At 41.3% G+C, this 24,791-nt stretch carries 23 protein-coding genes; 8 read left to right on the top strand and 15 right to left on the bottom strand.

Annotated features, from left to right (window positions below; translation table 11 throughout):
• Positions 1–35: 35 nt before the first annotated feature.
• Positions 36–911, bottom strand: a complete 876-nt coding sequence (gene lgt / locus VF06_RS17345; protein ID WP_099068498.1) for a prolipoprotein diacylglyceryl transferase — start codon at positions 909–911, stop codon at positions 36–38.
• A gap of 428 nt (positions 912–1,339) precedes the next feature.
• Here lgt and coaD point away from each other — a divergent pair, with 428 nt between their 5' ends.
• The 3 genes from coaD (at position 1,340) to VF06_RS17330 (ending at position 3,009) form a co-directional block, all read left to right on the top strand.
• Positions 1,340–1,891, top strand: a complete 552-nt coding sequence (gene coaD, locus VF06_RS17340; protein WP_099068499.1) for a pantetheine-phosphate adenylyltransferase — start codon at positions 1,340–1,342, stop codon at positions 1,889–1,891.
• Positions 1,801–2,469, top strand: a complete 669-nt coding sequence (locus VF06_RS17335) for an ATP synthase subunit B family protein (RefSeq protein ID WP_099068500.1) — start codon at positions 1,801–1,803, stop codon at positions 2,467–2,469. The genes coaD and VF06_RS17335 overlap by 91 nt, the downstream gene beginning before the upstream one ends.
• Before the next feature lie 219 nt (positions 2,470–2,688).
• On the top strand, positions 2,689–3,009 hold the full coding sequence (locus VF06_RS17330; protein ID WP_099068501.1) for a Ycf66 family protein: 321 nt from the start codon (positions 2,689–2,691) through the stop codon (positions 3,007–3,009).
• 186 nt (positions 3,010–3,195) lie between these two features.
• On the opposite strand, the gene VF06_RS17325 is transcribed toward VF06_RS17330, so the two are convergent.
• The 5 genes from VF06_RS17325 to VF06_RS17305 form a co-directional block, all read right to left on the bottom strand.
• Positions 3,196–3,798 (bottom strand): hypothetical protein, encoded by a 603-nt coding sequence (locus VF06_RS17325; RefSeq protein WP_099068502.1) that lies wholly within the window; start codon positions 3,796–3,798, stop codon positions 3,196–3,198.
• A gap of 416 nt (positions 3,799–4,214) precedes the next feature.
• Entirely contained in the window at positions 4,215–4,970 is a 756-nt protein-coding gene (locus VF06_RS17320; RefSeq protein ID WP_099068503.1) for a lysophospholipid acyltransferase family protein, read from the bottom strand.
• A 112-nt stretch (positions 4,971–5,082) separates the two neighbouring features.
• Positions 5,083–5,568 carry a tRNA adenosine(34) deaminase TadA gene (gene tadA / locus VF06_RS17315; protein ID WP_099068504.1) on the bottom strand — a complete coding sequence of 162 codons (486 nt, stop codon included), beginning with the start codon at positions 5,566–5,568 and terminating at the stop codon, positions 5,083–5,085.
• A gap of 220 nt (positions 5,569–5,788) precedes the next feature.
• Positions 5,789–6,094, bottom strand: coding sequence for a glutaredoxin 3 (grxC, locus tag VF06_RS17310; RefSeq protein ID WP_099068505.1), 306 nt, complete (start codon positions 6,092–6,094; stop codon positions 5,789–5,791).
• Between the two features lie 148 nt (positions 6,095–6,242).
• Positions 6,243–6,815 carry a DUF981 family protein gene (locus tag VF06_RS17305; RefSeq protein WP_099068506.1) on the bottom strand — a complete coding sequence of 191 codons (573 nt, stop codon included), beginning with the start codon at positions 6,813–6,815 and terminating at the stop codon, positions 6,243–6,245.
• Between the two features lie 672 nt (positions 6,816–7,487).
• Between VF06_RS17305 and glpX the strand changes: the two genes are divergently transcribed.
• Both glpX and VF06_RS17295 read left to right on the top strand, forming a co-directional pair.
• Positions 7,488–8,525 (top strand): class II fructose-bisphosphatase, encoded by a 1,038-nt coding sequence (gene glpX, locus VF06_RS17300; protein ID WP_099068507.1) that lies wholly within the window; start codon positions 7,488–7,490, stop codon positions 8,523–8,525.
• Positions 8,526–8,722: 197 nt separating this feature from the next.
• Positions 8,723–10,009, top strand: a complete 1,287-nt coding sequence (locus VF06_RS17295) for a glutamyl-tRNA reductase (RefSeq protein WP_099068508.1) — start codon at positions 8,723–8,725, stop codon at positions 10,007–10,009.
• Between the two features lie 516 nt (positions 10,010–10,525).
• Here VF06_RS17295 and VF06_RS17285 read toward each other — a convergent pair.
• The 6 genes from VF06_RS17285 to VF06_RS17260 all read right to left on the bottom strand — a co-directional run bounded on the left by VF06_RS17285 (position 10,526) and on the right by VF06_RS17260 (position 12,370).
• Positions 10,526–10,735 (bottom strand): type II toxin-antitoxin system HicA family toxin, encoded by a 210-nt coding sequence (locus VF06_RS17285; protein WP_099068509.1) that lies wholly within the window; start codon positions 10,733–10,735, stop codon positions 10,526–10,528.
• Complete coding sequence (locus VF06_RS17280; protein ID WP_099068510.1) at positions 10,732–10,935, bottom strand: type II toxin-antitoxin system HicB family antitoxin; 204 nt, start codon at positions 10,933–10,935, stop codon at positions 10,732–10,734. Before VF06_RS17280 ends, VF06_RS17285 begins: the two co-directional genes overlap by 4 nt.
• Before the next feature lie 334 nt (positions 10,936–11,269).
• Positions 11,270–11,542, bottom strand: coding sequence for a type II toxin-antitoxin system VapC family toxin (locus VF06_RS17275; RefSeq protein ID WP_099068511.1), 273 nt, complete (start codon positions 11,540–11,542; stop codon positions 11,270–11,272).
• Positions 11,529–11,714, bottom strand: coding sequence for a hypothetical protein (locus tag VF06_RS17270; protein WP_099068512.1), 186 nt, complete (start codon positions 11,712–11,714; stop codon positions 11,529–11,531). Before VF06_RS17270 ends, VF06_RS17275 begins: the two co-directional genes overlap by 14 nt.
• Positions 11,715–11,753: 39 nt before the next feature.
• The gene (locus VF06_RS17265; protein ID WP_099068513.1) at positions 11,754–12,023 is read right to left on the bottom strand and encodes a hypothetical protein; all 270 of its coding nucleotides are present in this window, start codon (positions 12,021–12,023) and stop codon (positions 11,754–11,756) included.
• Positions 12,024–12,145: 122 nt separating this feature from the next.
• Positions 12,146–12,370, bottom strand: a complete 225-nt coding sequence (locus VF06_RS17260; RefSeq protein ID WP_099068514.1) for a DUF433 domain-containing protein — start codon at positions 12,368–12,370, stop codon at positions 12,146–12,148.
• A gap of 116 nt (positions 12,371–12,486) precedes the next feature.
• On the opposite strand from VF06_RS17260, the gene VF06_RS17255 reads away from it, so the two are divergent.
• Positions 12,487–12,954 carry a DUF29 domain-containing protein gene (locus VF06_RS17255; protein WP_218963806.1) on the top strand — a complete coding sequence of 156 codons (468 nt, stop codon included), beginning with the start codon at positions 12,487–12,489 and terminating at the stop codon, positions 12,952–12,954.
• Between the two features lie 28 nt (positions 12,955–12,982).
• Here the strand turns inward: VF06_RS17255 and mfd are convergent, their stop codons facing one another.
• Complete coding sequence (mfd, locus tag VF06_RS17250; RefSeq protein WP_099068516.1) at positions 12,983–16,513, bottom strand: transcription-repair coupling factor; 3,531 nt, start codon at positions 16,511–16,513, stop codon at positions 12,983–12,985.
• 299 nt (positions 16,514–16,812) lie between these two features.
• On the opposite strand from mfd, the gene VF06_RS17245 reads away from it, so the two are divergent.
• Both VF06_RS17245 and VF06_RS17240 read left to right on the top strand, forming a co-directional pair.
• The gene (locus tag VF06_RS17245; protein ID WP_099068517.1) at positions 16,813–18,141 is read left to right on the top strand and encodes a hemolysin family protein; all 1,329 of its coding nucleotides are present in this window, start codon (positions 16,813–16,815) and stop codon (positions 18,139–18,141) included.
• A 958-nt stretch (positions 18,142–19,099) separates the two neighbouring features.
• On the top strand, positions 19,100–22,258 hold the full coding sequence (locus VF06_RS17240) for a beta strand repeat-containing protein (protein ID WP_099068518.1): 3,159 nt from the start codon (positions 19,100–19,102) through the stop codon (positions 22,256–22,258).
• Positions 22,259–22,362: 104 nt separating this feature from the next.
• On the opposite strand, the gene VF06_RS17235 is transcribed toward VF06_RS17240, so the two are convergent.
• Together VF06_RS17235 and VF06_RS42745 are read right to left on the bottom strand one after the other, a co-directional pair.
• Positions 22,363–23,544, bottom strand: coding sequence for an aldo/keto reductase (locus tag VF06_RS17235; RefSeq protein ID WP_099068519.1), 1,182 nt, complete (start codon positions 23,542–23,544; stop codon positions 22,363–22,365).
• 1,046 nt (positions 23,545–24,590) lie between these two features.
• The gene (locus VF06_RS42745) at positions 24,591–24,713 is read right to left on the bottom strand and encodes a hypothetical protein (RefSeq protein WP_257208131.1); all 123 of its coding nucleotides are present in this window, start codon (positions 24,711–24,713) and stop codon (positions 24,591–24,593) included.
• Positions 24,714–24,791: the final 78 nt, after the last annotated feature.

The following is a 24,791-nucleotide window of genomic DNA, read 5'->3' as shown; positions in this document are numbered from 1 at the left end:
CATCTCCCTTGTCTCCCTCGTCCCCCTCATCCCCATCATCCCCTCATCTCTCCATTACCCTTGGGACTAGGAACTACATCAGGCAAAGGGCGTTTGAGTAAGTAAAGCCAAGCTAACCCCAATAATCCCAATAGAATTCCCAAGGAACTCACCACTTGTGCCATTCGCAAAGGCCCAAGCATCAAGCTATCAGTGCGAAATCCTTCAATCCACAGGCGTCCTAAGCTGTAGGCTGGCCAGTAAACTAGAAATAACGTGCCTACTTTCAAACGTGGTTTGCCAGATAAAGAGCGGAAAAACAACGTTATTAGCAGCCCAAACACCATTAAATCCCACAAAGATTCGTAGAGGAAGGTGGGATGAAAGTAATCAAAATTAACATACTCCAGGGGACGACGTTCTGGTGGAATGTATAGCTTCCAGGGTAAATCAGTAGGATCGCCAAAAGCCTCGGAGTTGAAAAAATTGCCCCAACGTCCAATGGCTTGACCTAAAATCAGCGAAGGCGCTACTAAATCCGCCAATTGCCAGAAAGAAACTTGCTTGAGTTTGGCAAAAATTAAAGCTGCCAAAACCCCACCGAGAATTGCGCCATGAATCGCAATTCCTCCTTCCCAGATAGCAAAGATTTTTTCTGGAGTTGAAGCATATTTTGGCCATTCAAAGAAAACGTAATATAGCCGTGCCCCCGGAATTGCACCAATTAACAGCCAAAAAAACAAATCGCTTAACAACTCCGGATTAACATGACGGCGCTTTGCCAAATATTGCGAAAGCACGACGCCAATTAACACTGCTGTGGCAATTAACAAGCCATACCAGCGGATAGTCAATGGCCCTATTCTCACCAGAATCGGTCCTGGGGAAGTAAATTGAAACGCCAAGGGCAAGGTGGAAAAATCCAGTGCCATGCAAAATTACCTAGAAGAGTTCGTTAACTAACCGCGCACTTTGTTAATAAGTACGGAGTTTTTGAAGTTTGGAATACCAGACTAAACTTTAATCCTCTACAACATTATTGTGAAGACACAGGGAGAAATCGAGCATCCATATTTAGGAGTCTAATTCCTATCGGCTAGTTGAGCATAACTTGTGCCACCATAACAATGGCTTTTGGAACTTCCAAGTAAAAAATATTCCATTGGTATTGTTCTGTTGACCGTTGACAGTTCACGGTTTACAGTTAACACTCAACACTCACCAGTCAATAATTTTAAGTTATTGTTTATTTTTTGGAGTTACCTTAACATTCTTGCGGAGAGTTCAAGATGATACATTTGAGTAAGTTACGCAATACAGTTTCAATATAATCACCTAAATTTAAGATTGATATATCATTGTGATTGCGATTTATCCTGGCAGCTTTGACCCCATTACCTTGGGACACCTTGACCTCATTCAGCGGGGTAGTCGGCTGTTTGAGCGCGTAATTGTCGCTGTACTGCGGAACCCCAATAAAGTGCCACTTTTTAGTGTTCAGCAACGGCTAGATCAGATCCGTCTTTCTTGTCAGCATCTACCGAATGTAGAAGTAGACAGCTTTGACGGTCTGACCGTCAATTATGCCCAAATGCGACACGCACAAGTTTTGCTGCGAGGCTTACGGGCTGTGTCAGATTTTGAAGTGGAACTGCAAATGGCTCACACAAATAAAACTCTTTCTACCCAAATTGAAACAGTTTTTCTGGCAACCTCAAATGAGTATAGTTTTTTAAGTAGTAGTGTGGTAAAAGAGATTGCAAGGTTTGGTGGCTCTATCGATCATCTCGTTCCCCCACACATTGCCCTAGATATATACCAATGCTACAATCACAAGTCTCCAATGTTGAACCCAATCTCAACGGAAGTAACCCCCCCCCTCAAGAGTACGCCGGCACAGAGGGAACCATAGATATTCAGGAGGAACTCAACCGCCTAGAAGAAATGGTTCTCTCTAGTCTCCGGATTCCCCTGACGGGACGCACACTCATCGATGAAGAAAAACTGCTAGATCAGCTTGACTACATTAGGCTTGCTTTGCCAGCGCTTTTTCAAGAAGCAGCAGTAATTCTGGAACAAAAGGAGGAAATTCTCCTGGAAGCAGAAGAATATGGTCAGCAAATAGTTGAAGCCGCCCAAGCAAAAAAAGCCCAAATTTTAGCTGAAAGCGATATTATTCAACAGGCAAAACAAGAAGCTGAACAAATACGGCGGCAAACACAACAAGAGTGTGAGGCAATCATGCAGGAAACTCTGACTGAAATTGAGCGCAAACGGTATGCTTGTCAGCAAGAGTTAGAGCAAATGCGACAAACAGCGATCGCTCACGCTCAAGAAATTGAAGACGGCGCTGATGCGTATGCTGATGGTGTCCTAGAAAACATCGAGCAGGATCTCAAAGAAATGCTGCGAATTATCACCAACGGACGACAACAACTCCAAGTTGATAACCTGACGCAGCGCAATTCACCTCCTGGTAATAAGAGATAGAGGTTCTGAGAAAATGAGCAAGAATTCTCAGTTGGGTTTTGCTAGCGCTTAACCCAACAATTCTTATTAAAACTTAGAGTCAAATATGGGCGAAATAAACTTAATACTTGAAATCAACAAATAGCCTACAAAATAAAATTTATTTTTTCTAATTTTTACCTATTTTAACTGGGAATAATTTTACTATTTTGGCTTGTAATCAAGCAGGATTATGAATCTATGCTCACTTTAGCTCAAGTTAACTTTGGATTAAATTTAGCTGGTTTAATTGGAATTATTTATTTGCTTTTAGCAATTATCTACTTTATTTTAACATTGGCTTGGCTAGTCCAACGCGGAACCAGACTTAGAGGTTGGGCTTTAAGTCTTTACATTATCCAAGTGATATTTACGCCAATTGTTTTGTTATTATGCGGAGGAATATTATTTTTTCAAGGTTGGCGCTTAGATCCAATTCTGCAAATTGAACAATTTTTATTATCGTTATTAATTATTTATTTGACTATCAAAGATATTGTGATTAATGCAGTTTACAGATAATTGACGTTGACTGTTGACGGTTGAGGGTTAAATTGCAAGAGAATATCAGACAAGTCTAATTTGAGACTAGCCGAGTGGGGACATTCTGATGAGGTTTGGGTGGGAGACAAGGTAGAGGGGGGAGACAAGGTAGCAATTTTTCTCCTTTGTCCTCTTGTCCCCTTGTCTTCTTCCTATGCCCCATTTTTATTTTTGAGATGAGGAAGATGAACTGCTTTCTCTGGGGTAGGGAGAATCAACAAAACCCAATTCAAACAATTGCTTATAGGCTTTCTTACCTAAATCCCGTGTCGGGTTTTGACTCTTAATTATTTGAACCAACAATGGCACTGCTAATTCTGGCTGATTTTGTGCCCGATGTACCAATGCTAGTTGAAATGTTGCTTCATCTCGTTTTTGGGCTGTTAATAAAGCTTTTTGACGCTGAGAATCGGAAACTCTGTTGTCAATTCCTGAAAAACTAGAGTTTAAATCTTGATAAAAATTAGATAGTTGATTATAAACCTGACGTGCTTCTTGGAGTTTCTTTGCAGCTAAGGTGTAGTTTTGAGCAGAAACGGCTTGTTCTGCATCTTTCATTAAGCGATCGCCCCCTTCAATGCTCAAAAGGCTGTTATTTTGAGTTACCGGACGAAGGTTATTAGGAGCGTTGGGATCGATGGGTTGTGGTTGGCCAGTAGTGCCTGGTAACTGTGATACCTGAGCATTCACAGGTGATAGCAAACTAAAGACTGCTAAGACTGATAAAAAAGCACGGTGCATCAAGGTAACAGCGGCAGCAGTGTTCATGGGGTCAATTAGTGCAACAACTATATAGAAAAGCTATGGATACTTTCGGTATCTTAACTCTGTTTTGGTCTTAGGCAAACCAAAGCCACATAACTAAGTTTCTCAGATTTAGACTAAAAATTGCTTGAATATAGTTCCCACTACCTTTGTATAATCTTCACCCTCGATCGATTCTGTATTTTGTAGTTAATAATTAGCTATTTGCTCAAAAACTGCCAATTTGGCTGAATCTTCCACCATTAAAGGCTAATCTTATAGATATACGTCCTCAAAAGCTTCCAAAATACTACTAATTTTTTTGTGGTTGATACACGCTAAATCTAGCAGTTAGTCATTTCCATCAAATCTTCAAAGGGTCAACTGCTTCTTTTGTAGGATTTTTTTGGCGATTAACTGTCTGAAAACGCTTTACAGAATCAAGAATTAGTAATTTCTGCAAATGTGTGGTTGGTAATTTCTCTTTCTTGATGACTTAACTGTTGGAGTGCTTTTGCTAAATCGCTTGTGAGATTTTTCGCATCTTGTTTTATCGAGTCACCTATGTAATCCTTGACTTTCATTGGACAGCCAATGTGAATTGTCACATCTGTACCCCAATTAGGGTATGGTTGACTGTAATTAATGCTGACAGGTATAATTTTCACTCCCAGTCCAGAATCACTGGATTCAGCACTCAAAGCCAGACGTGCAATTCCCGGCTTCAAAGGAGCTTGAGCTTGACGGTAAATGTTACCTTCTGGAAAAATCACCACAGCTTTTCGCTGTTTTAGCAGTTCAACTCCATGACGCAGGCTGCGAATTGATGGTTGTCTAGTATTTACTGGAAACCCCCCCAAGCGTCGCACAAACCAGCCTTGTAACCCTTGACATTCATCAATAGTGACCATAAATCGCAGGTCTTTGGCTATCATACAATCAGAAACAGCATAGGGTACTAGCAACGCATCCCAACGTGCTCTATGGGTGGGAGCGAAGATAACTGGCCCAGTTTTAGGGATATTTTTTTGTCCGGTTATCCTAATTCGCCCAAAGAATAATGGTAGTAGGCAGTAACGACCCAATAGATATGCCAGAGGACTTAACCAAGGAGAAACCCTTGAGGTGGTATCATCTGCTTGAGTATTTGCTGGTCTGTGCTGGCAAGTATCGAATAAAGAGTAAAATTCCATCATGATGGAGACAGCTGATTGACGGATAAAATTTAACGAAAAGCCTGATTAGTTACACCGTAGATTCTCTTGCACGACTTGTGTCCTGCTAGATGGACAGTTTTACCTCTGTCTGTTATTTTCTCTTAGGTCGCTTAGTCACAAACCAAGTCTGTAATTGTTGACGACAAGCTGATTCTAGAATGCCTCCGATTACCTGCAAGTGGTGATTAGAAGCACTACTGTCAGGGATGTTAATAACTGTACGAATTGCGCCAGTTTTTGTATCGTCCACTCCATATACAAGTAATCCGATACGTGCTTGAACAATTGCACCTGCACACATTGGGCAAGGTTCCAAAGTTACGTACAGGGTACATTCATTTAGATGCCAATTTTGTAAAGTTGCGGTTGCTCTCTTAAGAGCAATTATTTCCGCATGAGCCGTAGGGTCTTTGTCGCGTTCTTTTCTGTTCTCTCCCTCCGCAAGTAAATTGCCTTTTGAATTGATGATAACAGCACCTACGGGGACTTCACCTGCCTCACCTGCTGCTTGTGCTAATTCTAAGGCACGATGCATCCATTGTTGATGTATAAGATAATCACCATATTTATTTAGCATCCTCTTAAGTAGGATCGAAACTTCATCAAATTTTTACAATTTAAGAAATTAGGGCATGGGGTATTGGGAGTTAGGAGTTAGGAGTTGGGAGTTAGGAGTTAGGAGTTAGGAGTTAGGAGTTAGGAGTTAGGAGTTAGGAGTTATTCTTTCCCTACCTCAAGAGCTTCCCCTGCTCCCTCATCTCCACAATGCCCAATGCCCAATGCCCAATGCCGAATTACTATTGAGCCAACAAACCATCGAGCTGATTTTGTGTATCTAGCTGATAAAGGTCGTCGCAACCACCAATGTGTTGGTTATTAATAAAAATTTGTGGTACTGTCCGGCGTCCGTTAGCGCGTTCTGCCATTTTAGTTCTGGCTGCTTCATCACCGTCGATTTTATATTCGGTAAACTTTACGCCTTTCCACCACAACAGCATTTTGGCACGGATGCAGTAAGGACAAGTTTGCCATGTGTAAATTTCGACGTTGGCTTTAACTCGCTCTGGATGACGATTTAAAAGGGGATTGAGGAATTCCAGCATATTTTTAAAGCAAGTTTTTAACTATATCTCTACCCTAGATCATTGCCGACATTACTTAGGGGCTTGCAAGTAAAAAAATATTTGATGGAAGATTGTTGACTGTGAACAGTCAACTCTTAAACAAGATAATTGATTTTTGGGAATTCCTTTACCGCATTGGTGCTGGAACCCACTTTTGGAAACTTTCTAAATGATTCCAGTAAGCCAAATATCCTGTAAATGCCCAAATTAAAGCGGCTATTATTAGTACAACAACACCAATTAATCGCCAAGTTCGATTAGTTTTCCAATAGAGAGTAGGCGCGGCAAATACACCACCAAATCCTGTTAAGATAAAACCGATTCCTGAGAGTAACGGTTGTTTTGTCATATTCAAGTTGAGAATTCGGATACCAATGACGATCGCCACTAAACCAGCAAAAAAACCGTAAATTGCGATTGTCAATAAGTCCCAACCCACAGACAGGGCAATTGCAGCTGCCACAAACAAAATGCCAAATAAAACACTTGTTTCACCGAAGGCAATGTTAAAGCTACCAGGAACTGGCCAGGTGAAATTCATGTGTAAACCAGTTGTTAAAGCGATGGCACCAACAATACCAAATCCGGGAATCCACTGTTTTTGATGTGAGCTATCTATCCCACGATATACATAGTCAGCTAGTATAAATAAACCAGCTACCATGTTAATTAACATGAGTGTGATGTAGTCGATAAACACGATTCACCTCTAAATGCTTTTTTGGGTTAATACAAACTAGGGAAGTCCAAAAAATAAACAACAGTATATGGTGGTTGACTGTTGAGCGTTGAGTATTGACTGTGAATCGTCAATACTTAACAGCTGCAATGAAATGTTTTTTTCTGAGAAGTCCCCGTTCCCAAATTAAACCGCGATATTTCTAAATTATTTCAAACCAGATATAAACACAGATTAACATTTACCTCACAGTGTTGAAGTATTAATACTCACAAGCACAACGATAAAATAAAGGAAAGGATGTTTAAAATTCTTGACCACTTCTTGGGGTAGGGAGGGAATATATTAGCCCTTTGAGATAGGGAGTAGGGTCACAACTCGCGATTCTCCACCCTTGTATCGCTTTGTGAGCTTGAAACTCCGCTTTGAAAGTGGGTAGCAAAGGTTTCCCCACTCCCGATTCCCTACTCACTTTTATTAACAAGAGGGTGTAGGGTGGTGAAATATGGATTTTCTCCACATCCAACACCCCACACCACACAAAGTTCCTTTTGACACTTTTGTCAATAACTTAGGAGTTGACACATCATTAACATTTGTAATGGAAATTTGGTAACCGCCCTTTGGTAGACTTAAAGACTGAAATAGCCAGATAAAGTAACGCAAATTCAAGCAGTTGAGAGGGCAGACTCTGTGGAAAATACACTTGGGTTAGAGATTATAGAGGTAGTAGAGCAAGCAGCGATCGCATCTGCTAAGTGGATGGGCAAAGGTGAAAAGAACACTGCTGACCAAGTAGCTGTGGAAGCGATGCGGGAACGGATGAATAAAATCTACATGCGCGGTCGCATTGTTATCGGGGAAGGCGAACGCGATGATGCCCCTATGCTCTACATCGGAGAAGAAGTCGGTATCTGTACCCAACCAAATGCCGAAGCTCTCTGTAACCCTGATGAACTAATTGAAATTGATATCGCCGTTGACCCCTGTGAAGGTACGAACTTGGTAGCATACGGACAACCTGGTTCGATGGCTGTGTTGGCAATTTCAGAGAAGGGAGGATTATTTGCTGCTCCTGACTTTTATATGAAGAAATTAGCAGCACCTCCCGCAGCCAAGGGTAAGGTGGACATCAACAAGTCAGCAACGGAAAACCTCAAGATTCTGGCTGAGTGTCTAGACCGAGCAATTGATGAACTTGTGGTAGTTGTAATGAAACGCGATCGCCACAATGATTTAATCAAAGAAATTCGTAGCGCTGGAGCAAGAGTACAACTGATTTCTGATGGTGACGTGGGTGCAGCCTTATCTTGTGGTTTCGCCGGAACTAATATCCACGCCCTCATGGGTATCGGTGCGGCTCCTGAAGGTGTAATCTCAGCAGCTGCTATGCGTGCTTTGGGTGGACATTTCCAAGGGCAACTGATTTACGATCCTGAAGTAGTAAAAACAGGTTTGATTGGAGAAAGCAAAGAAGCCAACCTCGAACGCTTAAAGTCAATGGGTATCAATGACCCCGATAAAGTCTATGATGCTCACGAACTCGCATCTGGTGAAACAGTTTTGTTTGCTGCTTCCGGTATCACCTCTGGTAACCTCATCGAAGGTGTACGCTTTTTCAACGGTGGAGCCAGAACTCAGAGCTTGGTAATTTCTAACCAATCAAAAACAGCTCGGTTTGTTGATACAATCCACATGTTTGGCGAACCGAAGAGCCTCCAACTGTTCTAATTCTTAGGGAATGGGGAATGGTAATACTAGGGGCGAAGCATTTAAATGCTTCACCTGAGAGTAGTTAGTAGTTAGTAGTTAGCGATCGATTTTTGTTTGTTGCTTGGTAATTATTCCAAGCAACAACCTGCAATTCCCCATTCCCTATTCCCAATCAATTTATTACCGACTACAAACTAGTAACTACGATTTAGCAAATGAATATAGCAGTGGTGGGGTTAAGCCATAAAACAGCCCCTGTAGAAGTCCGTGAAAAGTTGAGCATTCCAGAACCACAAATTGAAAGTGCGATCGCTCATCTTACCAGTTACCCCCATATTGACGAAGTTGCAATTCTCAGCACTTGTAACCGCCTGGAAATTTACATTGTTACCAGCGAAACAGACCAAGGTATCCGGGAAGTAACTCAATTTCTTGCAGAACACAGCAAATTACCTGTGACTTCTCTACGACAACATTTGTTTATGTTGTTGCATGATGATGCGGTTATGCATGTCATGAGGGTAGCAGGTGGTTTAGATAGTCTGGTACTCGGAGAAGGTCAAATTCTGGCTCAGGTGAAGACTACTCACAAATTGGGACAGCAATATAACGGTATAAAAACCATTTTGAATCGATTATTTAAACAAGCTCTCACAGCTGGTAAGCGAGTTCGCACTGAAACTAGTATTGGTACTGGCGCTGTTTCCATTAGTTCGGCAGCTGTGGAATTAGCACAAATGAAAGTAGCAAATTTAGCTGCTTGCCGAGTTGCAATTCTGGGTGCAGGGAAAATGTCGCGGTTGCTAGTGCAACACCTGGTTTCTAAAGGTGCTGTGGAAATCAGCATTGTCAATCGCTCTCGCGAACGTGCCCAAGAATTAGCCAAACAGTTCCCCGAACAACCCATAAAAATTCACATCCTATCGGAAATGATGACAGTAATTGCCGATAGTGATTTAGTATTTACAAGCACTTCAGCCACAGAGCCGATACTTGACCGCGCCAAATTAGAAATGGTTTTAGAAGCTCAGCGTTCATTGATGTTATTTGATATCTCTGTGCCACGCAACGTTGATGCTGACGTAAATGAACTAACAAATGTGCAGGCTTATAACGTGGATGATTTGAAGGCTGTAGTGGCACAAAACTACGAAAGCCGTCGGAAGATTGCCCAGGAAGCAGAGCGACTTTTAGAAGAAGAAGTGGAAGCTTTCGATGTTTGGTGGCGTAGTTTAGAAACTGTAACTACTATTAGCTGTCTGCGAAATAAAGTCGAAACAATTCGGGAACAAGAATTAGAAAAAGCTTTGTCAAGATTAGGTTCGGAATTCGCAGAAAAACATCAAGAGGTGATCGAAGCTTTAACAAGAGGAATTGTTAATAAAATTTTACACGATCCGATGGTGCAACTGCGATCGCAGCAAGATGTGGAAGCCAGACGGCGTTGTATGCAAACTCTACAAATGCTGTTTAACTTAGACGCAGGGGAACAGTTTAGTTAAGGGACTTCCAAGAAAAAAATATTCCACAGAAGACTGTTAACTGTTGACCTTTGACGGTTGACAGTTGACAGTCAGCAATCAACGATTAAATTAATGTTGCTACGGTTAAAATGACAGTTGCTTGTGCGATCGCTCACAACAGCAGAAGTGATAGAGTTTGAGTAGAAGTAACTTTTTAGTTGTTGCTACAACTGTTGGGTTTTACCCGCACGCTATTCAGCCATTGCCTCGGCTGCAAGTTTGGCAAGCATGTCTGGAGAACGGGCAAAAGCTTCATCCCAACGGCGTTGATCTTCTAGTTCTGCCAAAATCATTGCTGCGATGCCTGCGGTGGGCTACGCCTACGCATCTTGTTCAGTGGCAGGTAAGGTTTTCAATTGGGATATTGCGAATTACAGTAATTCAGTCATAGCTGTGTATCGTTTGTTAGTCCTACTATCAAATTATCCGCGTTGTGAGGCTGCAAAAGCTAGCAAAAACTGTAGGCATCGCCCATAATACCTAAATTATTCACAATTACAGTAAATCATCTTCAGATAGCTGAGCTATTTTCATTAGGGCTTTCAAGGTTCCAACTTTCAAATCTTGATTGCGGTGAACAGGAATTGACAGGATTTGTTGTTGTTCAGGCTTTTCATAAATATAATGACTGCCAGTAATTCGTCGTAAAACCCAACCTTTTTGCTCTACAATCTTACAAAGTTGCTTGCCAGAAATTGATTTCATACAGCAATTTCGACAACTCTATCTGTTGACTCAATTGCATGACGACTGTTGGCAACATCAAGCCAACCTTCAATAGCATCCTTTAAATTAGCCATCACCTCTTCCATCGTCTCCCCTTCAGTAATACAACCGGGAAGCGCGGGAACTTCTGCCCAATAGCCACCTTCTTCTGCTGGATGAATAATTGCTCTAATTTTCATACACCTGTTGAGCTAGTTTGTGAGAATATGCTAACAACTATAGTTTTGTGCTCCAAACTGTGGCTGATTAAATTAATGTTGCAAAGGTTAAAACGACAGTTGCTTGTGCGATCGCTCAAAGACGCAAACAAGCGATTTAGCATGGTAAAATAGACGAAATATCTTCAGGTGTCATAGGCGTTAAACCTGGAATATTTAAAAAGTGCTTAGTATTATAAGTTGCGAAATAATCTACTGGATAGGTAATCACTAACCCTGCTAGACGAATATCAAAAATTCTTGCTGATACACAGTTATAATTAACGGCTAATTCTAAGGTTTTTTCTGTAGTTAATTAATTAGGATATAATACTTGAAATGTACCGCTTAAATAAATTTCAGTTATAAGTTTGTTAACTTCTTGGGAGGTTAATGGTTTGTTCCGCATCGCAGCAGGATTGGTTAAAATTCTGTATATTTCTATGATATTTTGTTCTGCAATCACTCCTTGAATTTTATTTTCAAATACTAGATTTAATAAATTTGCAGAGTTGTGATGATAAAGTGATGATTCGTCATGAGCATAGATTAAAACGTTCGTATCAAAAAACACTTTAATCTTGTTCATAAATCTTTTCTGGATCTAAATATTCTTGTTTGATATCAAGTTTGAATGTGGGAAAACGATATTTTGGTTTTTTGATAGGAATGATGACAATTTCAACTTCATCACCATTTTTTAAGCTGTTAGGTAAACTGTCTTGTAGAATAATCGTTTGATTTTGGATATATCCTTTCATATTTAAGAGACTGATTAAATCTGACTTGATTATACTATTTCATGAGATAAAAGCTCGATCGCGAGTTTCGGCCTCATGACGCAACTTACGAGCGTAAGCTTGACTATCTGTAATATCAGGTCGTGAGTTGATAATGCCTTCACTGTGCCAATAGGCAACGAGTTCAGCTCCTGTTTTGGGTGGATTTGCTATAACTTGCCTTACAAAGAGAATCCGAAGAATATATTCTGAAAGAGGAAGGTTTAGCTGAGAAGCTTCAGTAGAAAGTTCGTTTTCTAGTTCTGGCGGCAAATCAAGATTAATACTCACTCCGGCTCTCCTGTTGAGTTTCTGGTTTTAGATTGATAGTAACTTGAGAGCAATAAAAATAGGTAAACAAATCTAAATCAAAGTTGCGATCGCAGGTGAAAGATGCGCGTCTACCCAGATTGTTATGCCACTAACACTGGATGATTCAGCTTACGTGAGGCATATAAAAGTGCTGCTTTGAGATCCTCCGCTTCCAGATCGGGCATTTCTTCTAAGATTTGTTCGGCACTGAGTCCAGCTGCAAATAAGTCCAATACATCTGACACACGAATTCTCATACCCCGAATACATGGGCGACCACCACATTGTTTGGGGTTAACTGTAATTCTTCTAAGTAAGTCTGACATAGCGGCTAACTTTATAATTCAAAGTAATAGAGTTTGAGACAGTTCTACAATAAAACCAAAGACGTTGAGTTTTAACTAACCTAATGCCTATACCTGAAACAAACCCAAAGATCCCAATGTCTTCACCAAGCCTCTACGAAACTGATTTTTACGCTTGGACAGAGGAACAAGCAACTTTACTTCGCAATGAGCAGTGGAGTGAGATTGATGTGCAAAATCTGATTGAGGAGATTCAATCTTTGGGTAAACAGCAATGTCAAGAATTGCGAAATCGTCTAAGTATTTTGATTGGACATTTACTAAAATGGGAGTACCAGTCAGGACGCCGTAGCCGTAGCTGGTTAGCAACACTTCGTATTCAACGCTTAGATATTGCTGAACTGCTTGAAGACAATCCTAGCCTAAAGCCCTACCTTGAAGAAGCACTTGGTAAAGCCTACCTTAAAGGTGTCGAATTAGCTGTTGGAGAAACAGATTTACCCAAGCGTACTTTTCCGGTAGAGTGTCCCTACAGTTTGCCAGAGATTGTGGACTATGACTTCTACCCCGGCGAACCAAGCAATTTAGTAGATGAATCAATGTAGAGATGTAGCAATGCTACGTCTCTATTTGTCAAACAACAGCCGCCTCTGGAATTGCACCTTGCATTTTCGCAAAAGCATCAATCAAACTTTGTAATTGTTGGTCGGCTTTGAAAACTCCTAAACCGCGCACTGTGACTTTTCCAGGCGAATAGACAAAGCGGGTTTTAAGATTGTCTGGTAAATTCGCCGCTAACAAATTCCAAGCTGGTTCTTCCATTGGTGTTTCTAAAACAACGTGCTGCTTGTTTTCTGGTTTAATCCTGCTAAATCCAAGTTTTTTCGCTAACTGTTTGAGTTCCATAACTCGCAATAGTTGATTGGCTGGGACTGGCAAAGTACCATAGCGATCGCTCCACTCTGCTGCAATCTGCTTTAACTCTCCTTTGGATTTCGCTGTGGCCACCGCCCGGTAAGCACTCATCTTTTGATCCAAATCGGTAATATAATCAGCTGGAATAAATGCTGTCAAGTTAAGGTCAATCTGCGTATCTTCAACTTGGGGAATTTCTTGACCGCGAATTTCCCGAATTGCTTCTTCCAGCATTTCCATGTATAAATCAAAACCGATGGCATCCATTTGACCGGATTGTTCTGCACCCAGTAAGTTACCTACTCCGCGAATTTCCATATCTCGCATTGCTAATTGATACCCGGAACCCAACTGAGTAAATTCTTGAATTGCTCGTAACCTTTGCCGTGCGGCATCAGATAACGTCCGTTGTTTGGGATAAAATAGCCAAGCATGAGCTTGTATACCTGCACGTCCCACACGACCGCGTAATTGATACAACTGAGCCAAGCCGAAGCGATGAGCGTCTTCAATTAAGATGGTGTTGACTCGCGGAATATCCAAGCCAGATTCGATAATTGTTGTACAAACAAGAATATCTGCATCACCGTTGCTGAAGGTGAGCATGGTTGATTCTAACTCGCTTTCATCCATTTGCCCGTGAGCGATGGCAAATCTCCCCCCCGGTATCATTTCCCGCAAGTTGGCAGTTGTCTCTTCAATGCCTTCAACTCGTGGAACTACATAAAATACCTGCCCGCCTCTGTCTAATTCTTGACGGATTGCACTCCGCACACTTTCCGGATTCAGTGGTGCGAGGTGAGTTTTAATCGGGCGTCTGGTTGGAGGTGGTGTGGTAATTAAACTCATTTCCCGAATTCCTGACAAAGACATATATAAAGTCCGGGGAATGGGAGTAGCTGAGAGAGTCAGCACGTCAACTTGAGTTTTCAAGCTTTTAATTTTCTCTTTTTGGTTGACCCCAAAGCGCTGTTCTTCATCCACCACCAACAGTCCTAAATCTTTGAATGATACGCCTTTGCCTAAAAGTTGGTGTGTGCCAACTACTACATCTAATTCACCCGTTGCCAAACGTTTTTGAATATCGCGGCGTTCTTCGGCGGAACGAAAGCGGTTGAGTAAGCCGACATTCACAGGGTAGGGAGCAAAACGTTCTTTGAGTGTATGGTAGTGCTGCTGAGTTAAAATAGTAGTAGGCGCAAGGAGTGCCACTTGTTTACCGGCGGTGACTGCTTTAAAAACCGCACGAATCGCCACTTCCGTTTTTCCAAAACCGACATCGCCACAAACCAAGCGATCCATTGGTCGATCGCTTTCCATGTCCCGTTTCACATCTTGTACAGCTTTTAGCTGATCTGTTGTGGGTTGGTAAGGGAAAGAATCTTCCATTTCCTCTTGCCAAGGCATATCAATTGGGAAACTAAAACCTTGTTGTTGCGATCGCGCTGCATATAATTTCAGCAAGTCCACCGCCAATTTCTTAATCGCTTTGCGGACTTTGTTCTTGGTATTCTCCCAAGCCTTACCAGTCATCTTGTTGAGTTCTGGTGCCCTATCTCCTGCGGCGCGGAATCGAGATAACGCACCTAATTGATCCGCTGCCACTCTCAGCAAGCCATCGGCATATTGCACTACCAAATAATCGCGAGTTTCGTCATTAATCGTTAAGCTTTCCAGCTTGACAAATTTGCCAACGCCATGATTTCTGTGAACCACATAATCCCCTGGACGCAGCTTATTCGGGTCAACTTGCTTAGAAGTCGCTTTGTGGCGTTTGCGGATAAAACCGGGAGTTGCTAAGGAATGCTGACCGTAAAATTCTCGGTCGGTGACAATTACCAAGCGATATGTAGGCAGAATAAAACCTTCTAATTCCGCCAAGCCAGAATATTTGAGTGCCACTGGTGTGTGGTTGATTTGTAGCTTCTCAATAGCTTGATAGTCGCGGGGATTGGGGATAAATTGCGCCGGACAATCGTGTTCTTGCAACAGCGACACAGAACGCGAAGGTTGAGCCGAAATCAGCCAAATCGAGAAATTGCGATCGCGTTCTTGGCGGATAGTTTCAGCTAATTTAGCAAACTGATGTGGCGTCACCGGAACGCTTCTACTGGCAAGATTAATGCCATCATTTTCCTCTGACAGTTCCGATAAATACAGTGTTTGAAACCGCGCAACATCAGCCAAAGACTCATCAAAAGACCGATGAATTTTTGGTAGTCCACTGATGACTGATGACTGATGAGTGATGAGTGACCATTGTTCTTCGGCATTTTCCACCCAGCGATCGCTATGAGCATGACACTGTTCTGGCTCATCAATGGCAATCAAGGTGTTTTCTGGTAAATAGTCTAACAGCGATGCTGGTTGCTCAAACGCTAAACCTAAAAAACGACGGCTACCTTCAATTAGTCCTGAGTTTCCAGTGCCCAGTCCTGAGTCAGAATTGAACTCAGAACTCATAACTCCTAACTCATCACTATTTTTCAGTGGTGTCATGATGATGGGAGCAAAGCTAGTCGGGGTGAGAATTAACTGCTCAACTTTATCGAGGGCAGAACGTTGAGTTGCTGGGTCAAATTCCCGGATTTGTTCGATTTCGTCGCCAAACCATTCCAACCTCACTGGTAACTCCGATGAAACCGGGAACACATCAACAATATCGCCACGCCTACTCCACTGCCCTTCAGTTTCCACCAGTGGTACTCGCTCATAACCCAAAAGAGTTACTTTTTCACTAAAAGCATTTAAGTCTATCTCCATTCCCCGCTTTAGTGTCAAGCAAAACTCTTGAAAAGCCTCTGGCGGCGGCAAATGCGGCTGCAACGCCCCTTGAGTCGCCACAACCGCCATCTTAGGTAATTGAGAATTGGGATTTTCTTCCCCATGCCCTATACCCAATGCCCCATGCCCCATTACGAAATCCGCCAACACCTGCATTTGCCCCCAACTCATTTCAGTTTCGGGGTCAAAGGGTTCGTAAGGAGAAGCTTCAGAGGTGGGGTAAAAATGTACTGTTTGCCATCCCATTGCCTCTAGTTGTGCGTAAACGCGTCCGGCTTCTTCCAGAGTGGCACATACCACGAACAAATTCCTGCCTTGAGTTTGCGCCAATGCTGAAGCTACCAAACCCTTTGGTAAGCGAGGAATCCCATTTAAGCGCAATTCTTGTTGGCGATTTAACTTAGAAATAAATTCAGTAGTGAGCGGCGATCGCCCTAAGGCACGCACAATAGAAGAAAATGACATAAGTTCTACTAACAATGGAAGTCTTGGCGCTTTTTGAAAATCTTCAGGCAGTTTATGTCACTATTTTAAAACTGATAACTGTTGACTGATGACTGATGACTGATGACGGTTAAGAGTTTACAATGCCCTTTTGCTGGTTCAAAGAGTCGAACAATTGGCTCTCATCAGTCAACCGTCAACCGTCAACCGTCAACCCATAACTATTACTTTGTGTACAGTCAAACCATTTATCGAAGCACCTTTAATACTAGATACTAAGGATTGAGCTACGTTCGCTCTGATAAGCGGCGATTTTAAACATGTCCTCCATCACTTTTGAAATTTTAATCATCTTGGTGCTAATTATTGCCAATGGCGTGTTTTCGATGTCTGAGATGGCAATTGTATCAGCGCGGAAAGTTAGACTACAGCAGCTTGCCAATCAAGGGGATGCTAAGGCAAGGGTAGCACTGAAACTGGCTGAGTCTCCAAATAATTTCTTGTCAACGATTCAAGTAGGTATTTCTCTCATCGGTATTCTGACTGGTGCTTTTGGAGGAGCGACGATTGCTAACCGACTGGCAGTCTATGTCAGGCTTGTTCCTTTATTGGCACCTTATAGCGAACCGCTATCTTTCGGAATTGTGGTATTGATTATTACCTATTTGTCACTGATTATCGGCGAATTGGTACCGAAGCGTTTGGCATTGAATAACCCTGAAGGCATCGCAGCATTTGTAGCTATTCCCATGCGTGCCTTATCGGCCATCGCTTCTCCTATGGTACATCTTTTAAGTGCCTCTACAGATATGGTACTGCGATTGTTAGGAGTTACCCAATCAACTGAACCGCAAGTCACTGAAGAAGAAATTAAAATCTTAATCGAGCAAGGTACTGAGGCGGGAACCTTTGAAGAAGCCGAACAGGATATGGTAGAGCGAGTTTTTCGTTTAGGCGATCGCCCTGTAAGCTATTTAATGACACCGCGTCCTGATATCGTCTGGCTAGATTTAGATGACAGCGCTGAAGAAAATCGCCAAAAAATGGTTGAAAGTGCCTACTCGCGGTATCCAGTTTGCCAAGGGGGACTTGATAATGTCCTGGGTGTGATCCCAGTTACCGATTTATTAGCTAGGAGTTTTCGAGGTGAACAGCTTGACTTAACAGTAGGATTGCGGCAACCTGTGTTTGTACCAGAAAGCACCCGTGGTTTAAAAGTTTTAGAATTATTTAAGCAAACTGTTACTCACATGGCACTGGTGGTTGATGAATACGGTGTAATTCAAGGATTAGTCACTCTCAATGACATTATGAGCGAAATTGTAGGTGATGTTCCTTCAACAGATGGCCAGGATCAACCACAAGCTGTGCAACGGGAAGATGGTTCTTGGCTTTTGGATGGAATGTTACCTGTGGAAGAGTTTTTAGAACTTTTCGCTATGGAAGAGTGGGAATCTGAGGAACGTGGTAGCTATCAAACCTTAGGCGGTTTTGTCATCACTCATTTAGGTCGTATTCCCGCCGCCGCAGATCATTTTGAATGGGAAGGTATGCGAATTGAAGTCATGGATATGGATGGTAACCGTGTTGATAAAGTGCTAGTTGTACCAAAGCCCAATCAAATTAAACATATCACAGAGTCTGATTAAGTCTGCCGAACGTTGACGGTTGATACCTAACTAACGGTCAACAGCCAACAGTGAACAATAGCAAGAGAATATTTTTTTACTTGAAAGTCCCTAAATTTATTTATAGGGATTCTTTTTTGCTATTTTTCAATTTTCATTGCTATAACAGTTCCATTTGATTAATGAACCGATCTGTATAGGCAGGCAAGAGGCAATAAGCAAGAGGGTTATAAAAGAGTAAAGTGTACAGAATTTTGTTCAAAAATCAAATAGGATTCCTATAGTAGGCTTTCAAAATAAAAGTCGGACAAGATACAGCCATTGTCTCACCTGAGCGTATGCTGAGGTTAGTTGCACAAGACTCTAAAAATATTCTTTTTTCTTTGTAAAAATTTTAAAATTTTTTATTTCGATAGAAAAATATGTTAAAAATTACAATGTGTATCACAGGCTTAGTTTATATAAAAATTTTAATTGTTAGTTGCAAAACTTGACAAATTTCATGGTTTATAAGAATATCTAAGTAATTTGACAGTTATCAAAGCATTTTTATGTTTTTAAATATAAAGTAGTGAACTAGCTAGTAGCCAAAGACTACATTTACCTAATTCGTAATTAAACTTTTAATCACGAATTTTTGACAGGCAAAATTCTTGTAACCTACTATTAAAGCTTCTTAACCGCAACTAGCTTCTGAAATGAAGAAAAAAGCTTAAGTTTAGGTTTTAAAAACAGCGATCGCATGATTCATAGCCTTTATTCATAGCTTATTTGATAGATTCTAAATTCTGTTTTTTTAGGATAAAATTTGAGATTTTATTATCAACAACAGTATTTTTCAACTTATCAGAGGCAATTTTATGGTGTCAGATTAGTTGCAGCAAACACAAAACCTCATCAAATATAAAGCCTTATTCAGTTAATTGAATAAATACACCAATTTCTGCTGACTTCATTACAAAAAACACAGGAGAAAATCATGGCTATTCCATCATTAACAGTTTCTTCTTTGAACGGCAAAAATGGCTTTGTTATCAACGGTATCGGTGCCGAAAATGGGTCAGGTTGGTCGGTAAGCAAAGCGGGAGACATCAATAATGATGGCTTTGACGACTTGATTATTGCCGCCCCTTTCACTGACCTTGGAGGCAAGGACTTTGTTGGGCAAACCTATGTGGTATTCGGGGGAACGAATGTGGCCAGCAGTGGCACATTCAATCTCTCTTCTTTAAATGGCACTAATGGCTTTAAAATTAATGGTCTTAGTTCTAATAGTGGCTTAGGCTGGTCAGTTAGTAATGCCGGAGACATCAACAATGATGGCATTGACGACCTAATTATTGGAGTACCTTATGCTTCCCCCAATGGCAAATCTGGTGCTGGACAAAGTTATGTGGTGTTTGGGGGAACAAATATTGGTAGTGGTAGTAGTTTCGATCTCTCGTCGTTAAACGGCACTAACGGTTTCACAATTAGCGGTATTGTTGCGAATGGAAACTTAGGCTATTCAGTTAGTAATGCAGGGGATATCAACAACGATGGCGTTGACGATTTGATTATTGGAGCGCCTTATGCTTCCCCCAATGGCAACTCTGGTGCTGGACAAAGCTATGTGATTTTTGGAGGAACGAATGTCGGTGGTGGCGGCAGCTTCGACCTTTCATCTCTGAATGGCGCTAACGGTTTCAAAATTAATGGTATTGCTGCGGGTGACAACTCAGGTAATTCAGTCAGCAATGTAGGGGATATCAATAACGATGGCGTTGATGACCTAATAATTGGGGCATATCGCGCTGACCCTAACTTCAACGATGTTGCTGGGCAAAGCTACGTAGTATATGGAGGAACGAATGTAGGTAGCGGCGGCACCCTCAATCTCTCTTCTTTAGATGGCATTAATGGTTTTACCATCAACGGGAGCAATTCTGGTGACGCATTAGGCATTTCAGTCAGCAATGCCGGAGACATCAACAATGATGGCATTGACGACCTGATTGTTGGGGCGTGGAGTGCTGATCCCTTGTTCAATGATGAAGGGCAAAGCTATGTGGTGTTTGGGGGGACAAATATAGGAACTAGCGGCGTCTTCGATCCCCTTTCTTTAAATGGCACTAACGGTTTTCGCATTGATGGTATTAATTCTCTTGGTTACTTAGGCTACTCAGTTAGCAGTGCAGGGGATGTTAACGATGATGGTATTGACGACCTGATTGTTGGGGCCTTTCGTGCTTCTCCTAATGGGAATTTTGAAGCTGGACAAAGTTATGTGGTGTTTGGGGGAACAAATGTTGGCAGTGGCGGTAAGGTTGACCTTTTGTCCTTGAATGGTACTAATGGCTACGCTATTGATGGTACGGGTGGTGAATTCGGTAGGTCAGTCAGTGATGCAGGAGATATTAATGGTGATGGTATTGGCGACGTAATTATTGGGGCTTGGACTGCTTCCCCTAATGGCATCCCTCAAGCTGGACAAAGCTATGTTGTTTATGGCAGTGCTACGCCTAGCCTCGACTTGAACGGGACTTTTGAAAGCGACAACTTGATTGGCACTTCTGCCAACGAAGTTATTAACGGACTGGGTGGTGATGATACTTTAACAGGTAACGGTGGAAATGACACTTTTTTTATTGGTGGAAGTTCAATAAATTATATAATCACCGATTTTGGTGGCGTTGGCACTGGATCGAATCCATCAGCAGGGGTAATTACCTCCTTCGACACATTGCAATTTATTGGGGACTTTAATTTAAGTGCCAGAAATCTCGAACTAACTCAAAATGGCAATGACTTGGAAATCACCTTTGAAAACGTAGCTGATACGAAAGTCACTTTGCAAAATTTTCAATTAGAAAATCTAGATAACTTGCCTACATCGGCCGGAAAACCTGTAATCAGCAATATCACATTTTTTAGTGGATTTGAACCCTCAGTTGGTGATAGCTTTGATGTGATTAATGCCAAATCCACCCAAACTACGGTATTCAACAAGAACACTGTTACTTTCCTGAATGATTTGAATAACAACATCAAAGGTTTTGATAACTCTAATGATGTGATTAATGGTCAAGGAGGTAACGATAAAATCGACGGGTTAAGTGGTGATGACCTGCTGCGGGGTGGTGTTGGCAATGATACTCTAGTTGGTGGTGCTGGCAATGATATTGTGAATGGTGGTATCGGTGATGATAGTCTAGTTGCTGGTAGTGGCAACGATCGCTTTACCATCCGACTAGGCGATGGCCATGATACCATAAGTGGCTTTGGCGGTCTGGGCACTGGATCAAAACCATCAGTAGCGACAATTGCCTCTTATGATACGTTGCAATTTTTTGGTGATGGCTTAATTGCGGGGAATCTGCAACTCACTCAAAATGGCAATAACTTAGAACTCACCTTTGACAACGTAACTGATACCAAAGTAACTCTGCAAAACTTTCAGTTACAAAACTTGGAGAATCTGCGTGACTCCCGAATAGAACTAGGCTATCAAAATATTGTATTTAACCAAACTTTTTCTAGTGATAGCTTTGATGTCTTCAATGAAAACTGGAATTTTAACAGCATTTTGCGTCGCAACACCGTTACCTTCCTCAATGACCTGAACAATAACATTGCAGGTTTTGACAACTCCAATGATGTAATTAATGGTCAGGGAGGTAACGACAAAATCGACGGGTTAAGTGGCAATGACTTGTTGCGGGGTGATGGTGGAAATGATACCCTTGTCGGTGGCGCGGGTAATGATACTCTTGTTGGTGGTGCTGGTAACGATGTTCTCACCGGTGGTGCGGGTGCTGACTCTTTTGTTTACAATACCGATGCTGCCTATAACAGTATAGCTATCGGTATAGATGCGATCGCTGACTTTACACATTCCCAAAACGATAAAATTGTTCTGGACAAGACTACCTTTACTGCAATTACTTCTAATGCCGGAACGGGTTTCAGTAATGCCAGCGATTTTGCAGTCACATCTTTAGGGGCACTCAGTAGTGCTGTCATTGTCTACGACTCTGTGACCGGAGAGTTGTTTTACAATGCCAATGGTAGTGCTGTTGGTTTCGGCAATGGCGGTCTATTTGCAACTCTTAAAAATGCCCCGACTCTCACCGCTTCTGATTTTGTGGTACAAGCCTAACAATTAATTAGCTGATAAAGGTTTAGGGAAAGGAGTTACTGTCTAGTGAATCTTCTTCCCTTCCCTCAAACCCTTACAGCCTTACACCCCTTTCTTATTCAGACTTATTGTTGAGATAATCGTTTTACTTGTTCACCCCCCAATAATTGATGTGCTTTTTGCAGAATTCGGGGGATTTTATCTGCGTGGGGACTGCGCGTCAGACATTGGTGCAAGTCTAATTCATTTAAGCGATCGCTTTTATTACCAGGAAACCAATGATCCCCATTCCCAAGCAGGTTATAACGCATTTTGCCATAGTCTACCAAATCGTAGGCCATTGCTAAATTCCACAGCCACAAAATCACCCGAATATTTATCTCTCCAGGGGTTTTGTCAAGGGTGGGTAAATTATGATGCCAGGTTTTTACCCAATCTTCTCCCAAGGTGGCGATCGCTTCTGCTTCCAACCGTGCCAAAATTGGTGGCAGAATTTCTGATGCTCTATCTATTAAGTCTAAAGTCTTGAGATGTTCGTCAAAATCTTCTGGTTTTGCTGCTCCTAAACTCAAGGTATGTACTTGGGGATTACTCAAACAAAACAAATCATTAAACACCATTGGACTCAAAGGAGCGCAAAGATTTACTAATTTTTGCGGTGCTTGATACAACAAACCTCCTTTATTCGATGGGCTAATAATAAATACACCTATATCATGAAGTGTAGCTGCTTCAATTGCCGGCCAATTCCATTGATTAATGTAGTACCAGTGCAGGTTCACATAATCAAATTGATTGGTTTTAATTGTCTTGACAATTACATCTGTGGGGCCATGGGTGGAAAAGCCCACAAATCTCACTTTCCCCTCTGCTTGCAATTGACGTACCACATCCAAACAGCCACCGGGGCGAATGCTGTAGTGCAACAATTCAGGAGTATTAATACCATGCAAACCTAAAAGATCGACATAGTCTAGCTGGAGATATTTTAATGATTTATCAAAGGTCTTACGGAATTCTTTGGCATCTTCTACTGGGCCGACTTTGGTTTGAACTATCAATTTTTCGCGGGAAAATTTGGGTAATATTCTCCCTAATTGCATTTCGGAAGTACCATAACCACGAGCAGTTTCGATGTGATTAATACCAACTTCCACAGCTTTGTTGATGGTTGCTTCCAAGTTTGCTTGGTTCTTAGCAGGAATTTCCGATTCCGGAACATCTTGCCATTTGAATTGATATCTCATGCCGCCGCAGGAAAACACCGGCATCTGTAATTCTGTGCGTCCAAATCTTCTGTATAGCATTAGTGGATTGTGGATTATTTAACAACTTACAGTAGAATTCAAAACTCAGAATTCAAAACTCAGAATCAACTTTTTTTCACTAGCAGATGTAGCTTGCTTCCCTGTAGAAGTATAACTAAGTTTTAGTTTTGCAACAAATTGAAATTTGCTAGTCTTCCATCAGTGGCTAATGTAAATTTTCCACTGATTACATTCTCAATTTTGGATTCTGAATTGTGACTTCTGTTTTCATGTCACGATCGTTACCTCTGTTTAAGCTGTGACATTAGCAAGATTCATCCATGATGAAGTTTGCAAGGTTTTTTGGTTATTAGACTGCGATTTGTTCCAGTTCCACAAACCAATTATGACATTTTATAGCAATGCTATTTCAGTTGTGAGAAATATTGCTGTTGACTGTTAACGGTTAACAGTCAACAAAACTAATATGTAATATAATACTAATATTTGATTTTTGAACAAGATTCAGTACACTCATCCGTTAAATGTCTGATGAACTACTTGCGAATCCACGGTAGCATGAAATGGGAATGAAGTTGCTGCTAAACCCCATCACCCGGCGTCAATAACCCGAACAATATACCTCTTGCAATCAATTGCTTTTTACACTCTTGTGGGAAAAGGGATATATCTTTATTAGGGAAAAGGAAAATACAAACATGCACCTCGTTTTCCCGACTTCTCTTAGAAGTCTAATATTTTCTGAGTTTTTCCTGGGGTGCTTGCTTGACGGTGTAAAGCGCATATTTATTATCAGTAATTCTAATTTATCGGTAATAAAAACCACTTTTAAACTAATAAATCGCGGCTCTATAAGTTTTATTTTTTACATTCTGATTATTCAATATATTATCAGTATATGTAAGCATTATTAACTCCATATTTAAGTATGGATGAATCGAAACTATATTTCACAATTGAATTTAAGATCCTTATATTGTGCTATTTTTCTGTATACTGTTTGCCATTCATCGAAAAAATATGATAAGATTTTTTAAGAAAATGGAATATTAAGTTGCCAAAAATACTAATTTTGGAGGAAATATTCAAGTAATTTTACTGAAGAAGGTATAGTAACCAGATGAGTAGCGATCGCAAAGTAGTACATCTGGTGGTATCAACCTCAACACAACAAAGATATGTGAAGTAGTTTGAAATCGAGAATTCATACCAACAACTAATTGAATTCCGAACTTTTGTCTTGACAAATTGTTAACTATTAATCCATTTTTAGACGTTATCAATTA

Source organism: Nostoc linckia z4, from assembly GCF_002608075.1.
GTDB lineage: Bacteria > Cyanobacteriota > Cyanobacteriia > Cyanobacteriales > Nostocaceae > Nostoc > Nostoc linckia.
This window is presented reverse-complemented; position numbering and strand designations above follow the sequence as displayed.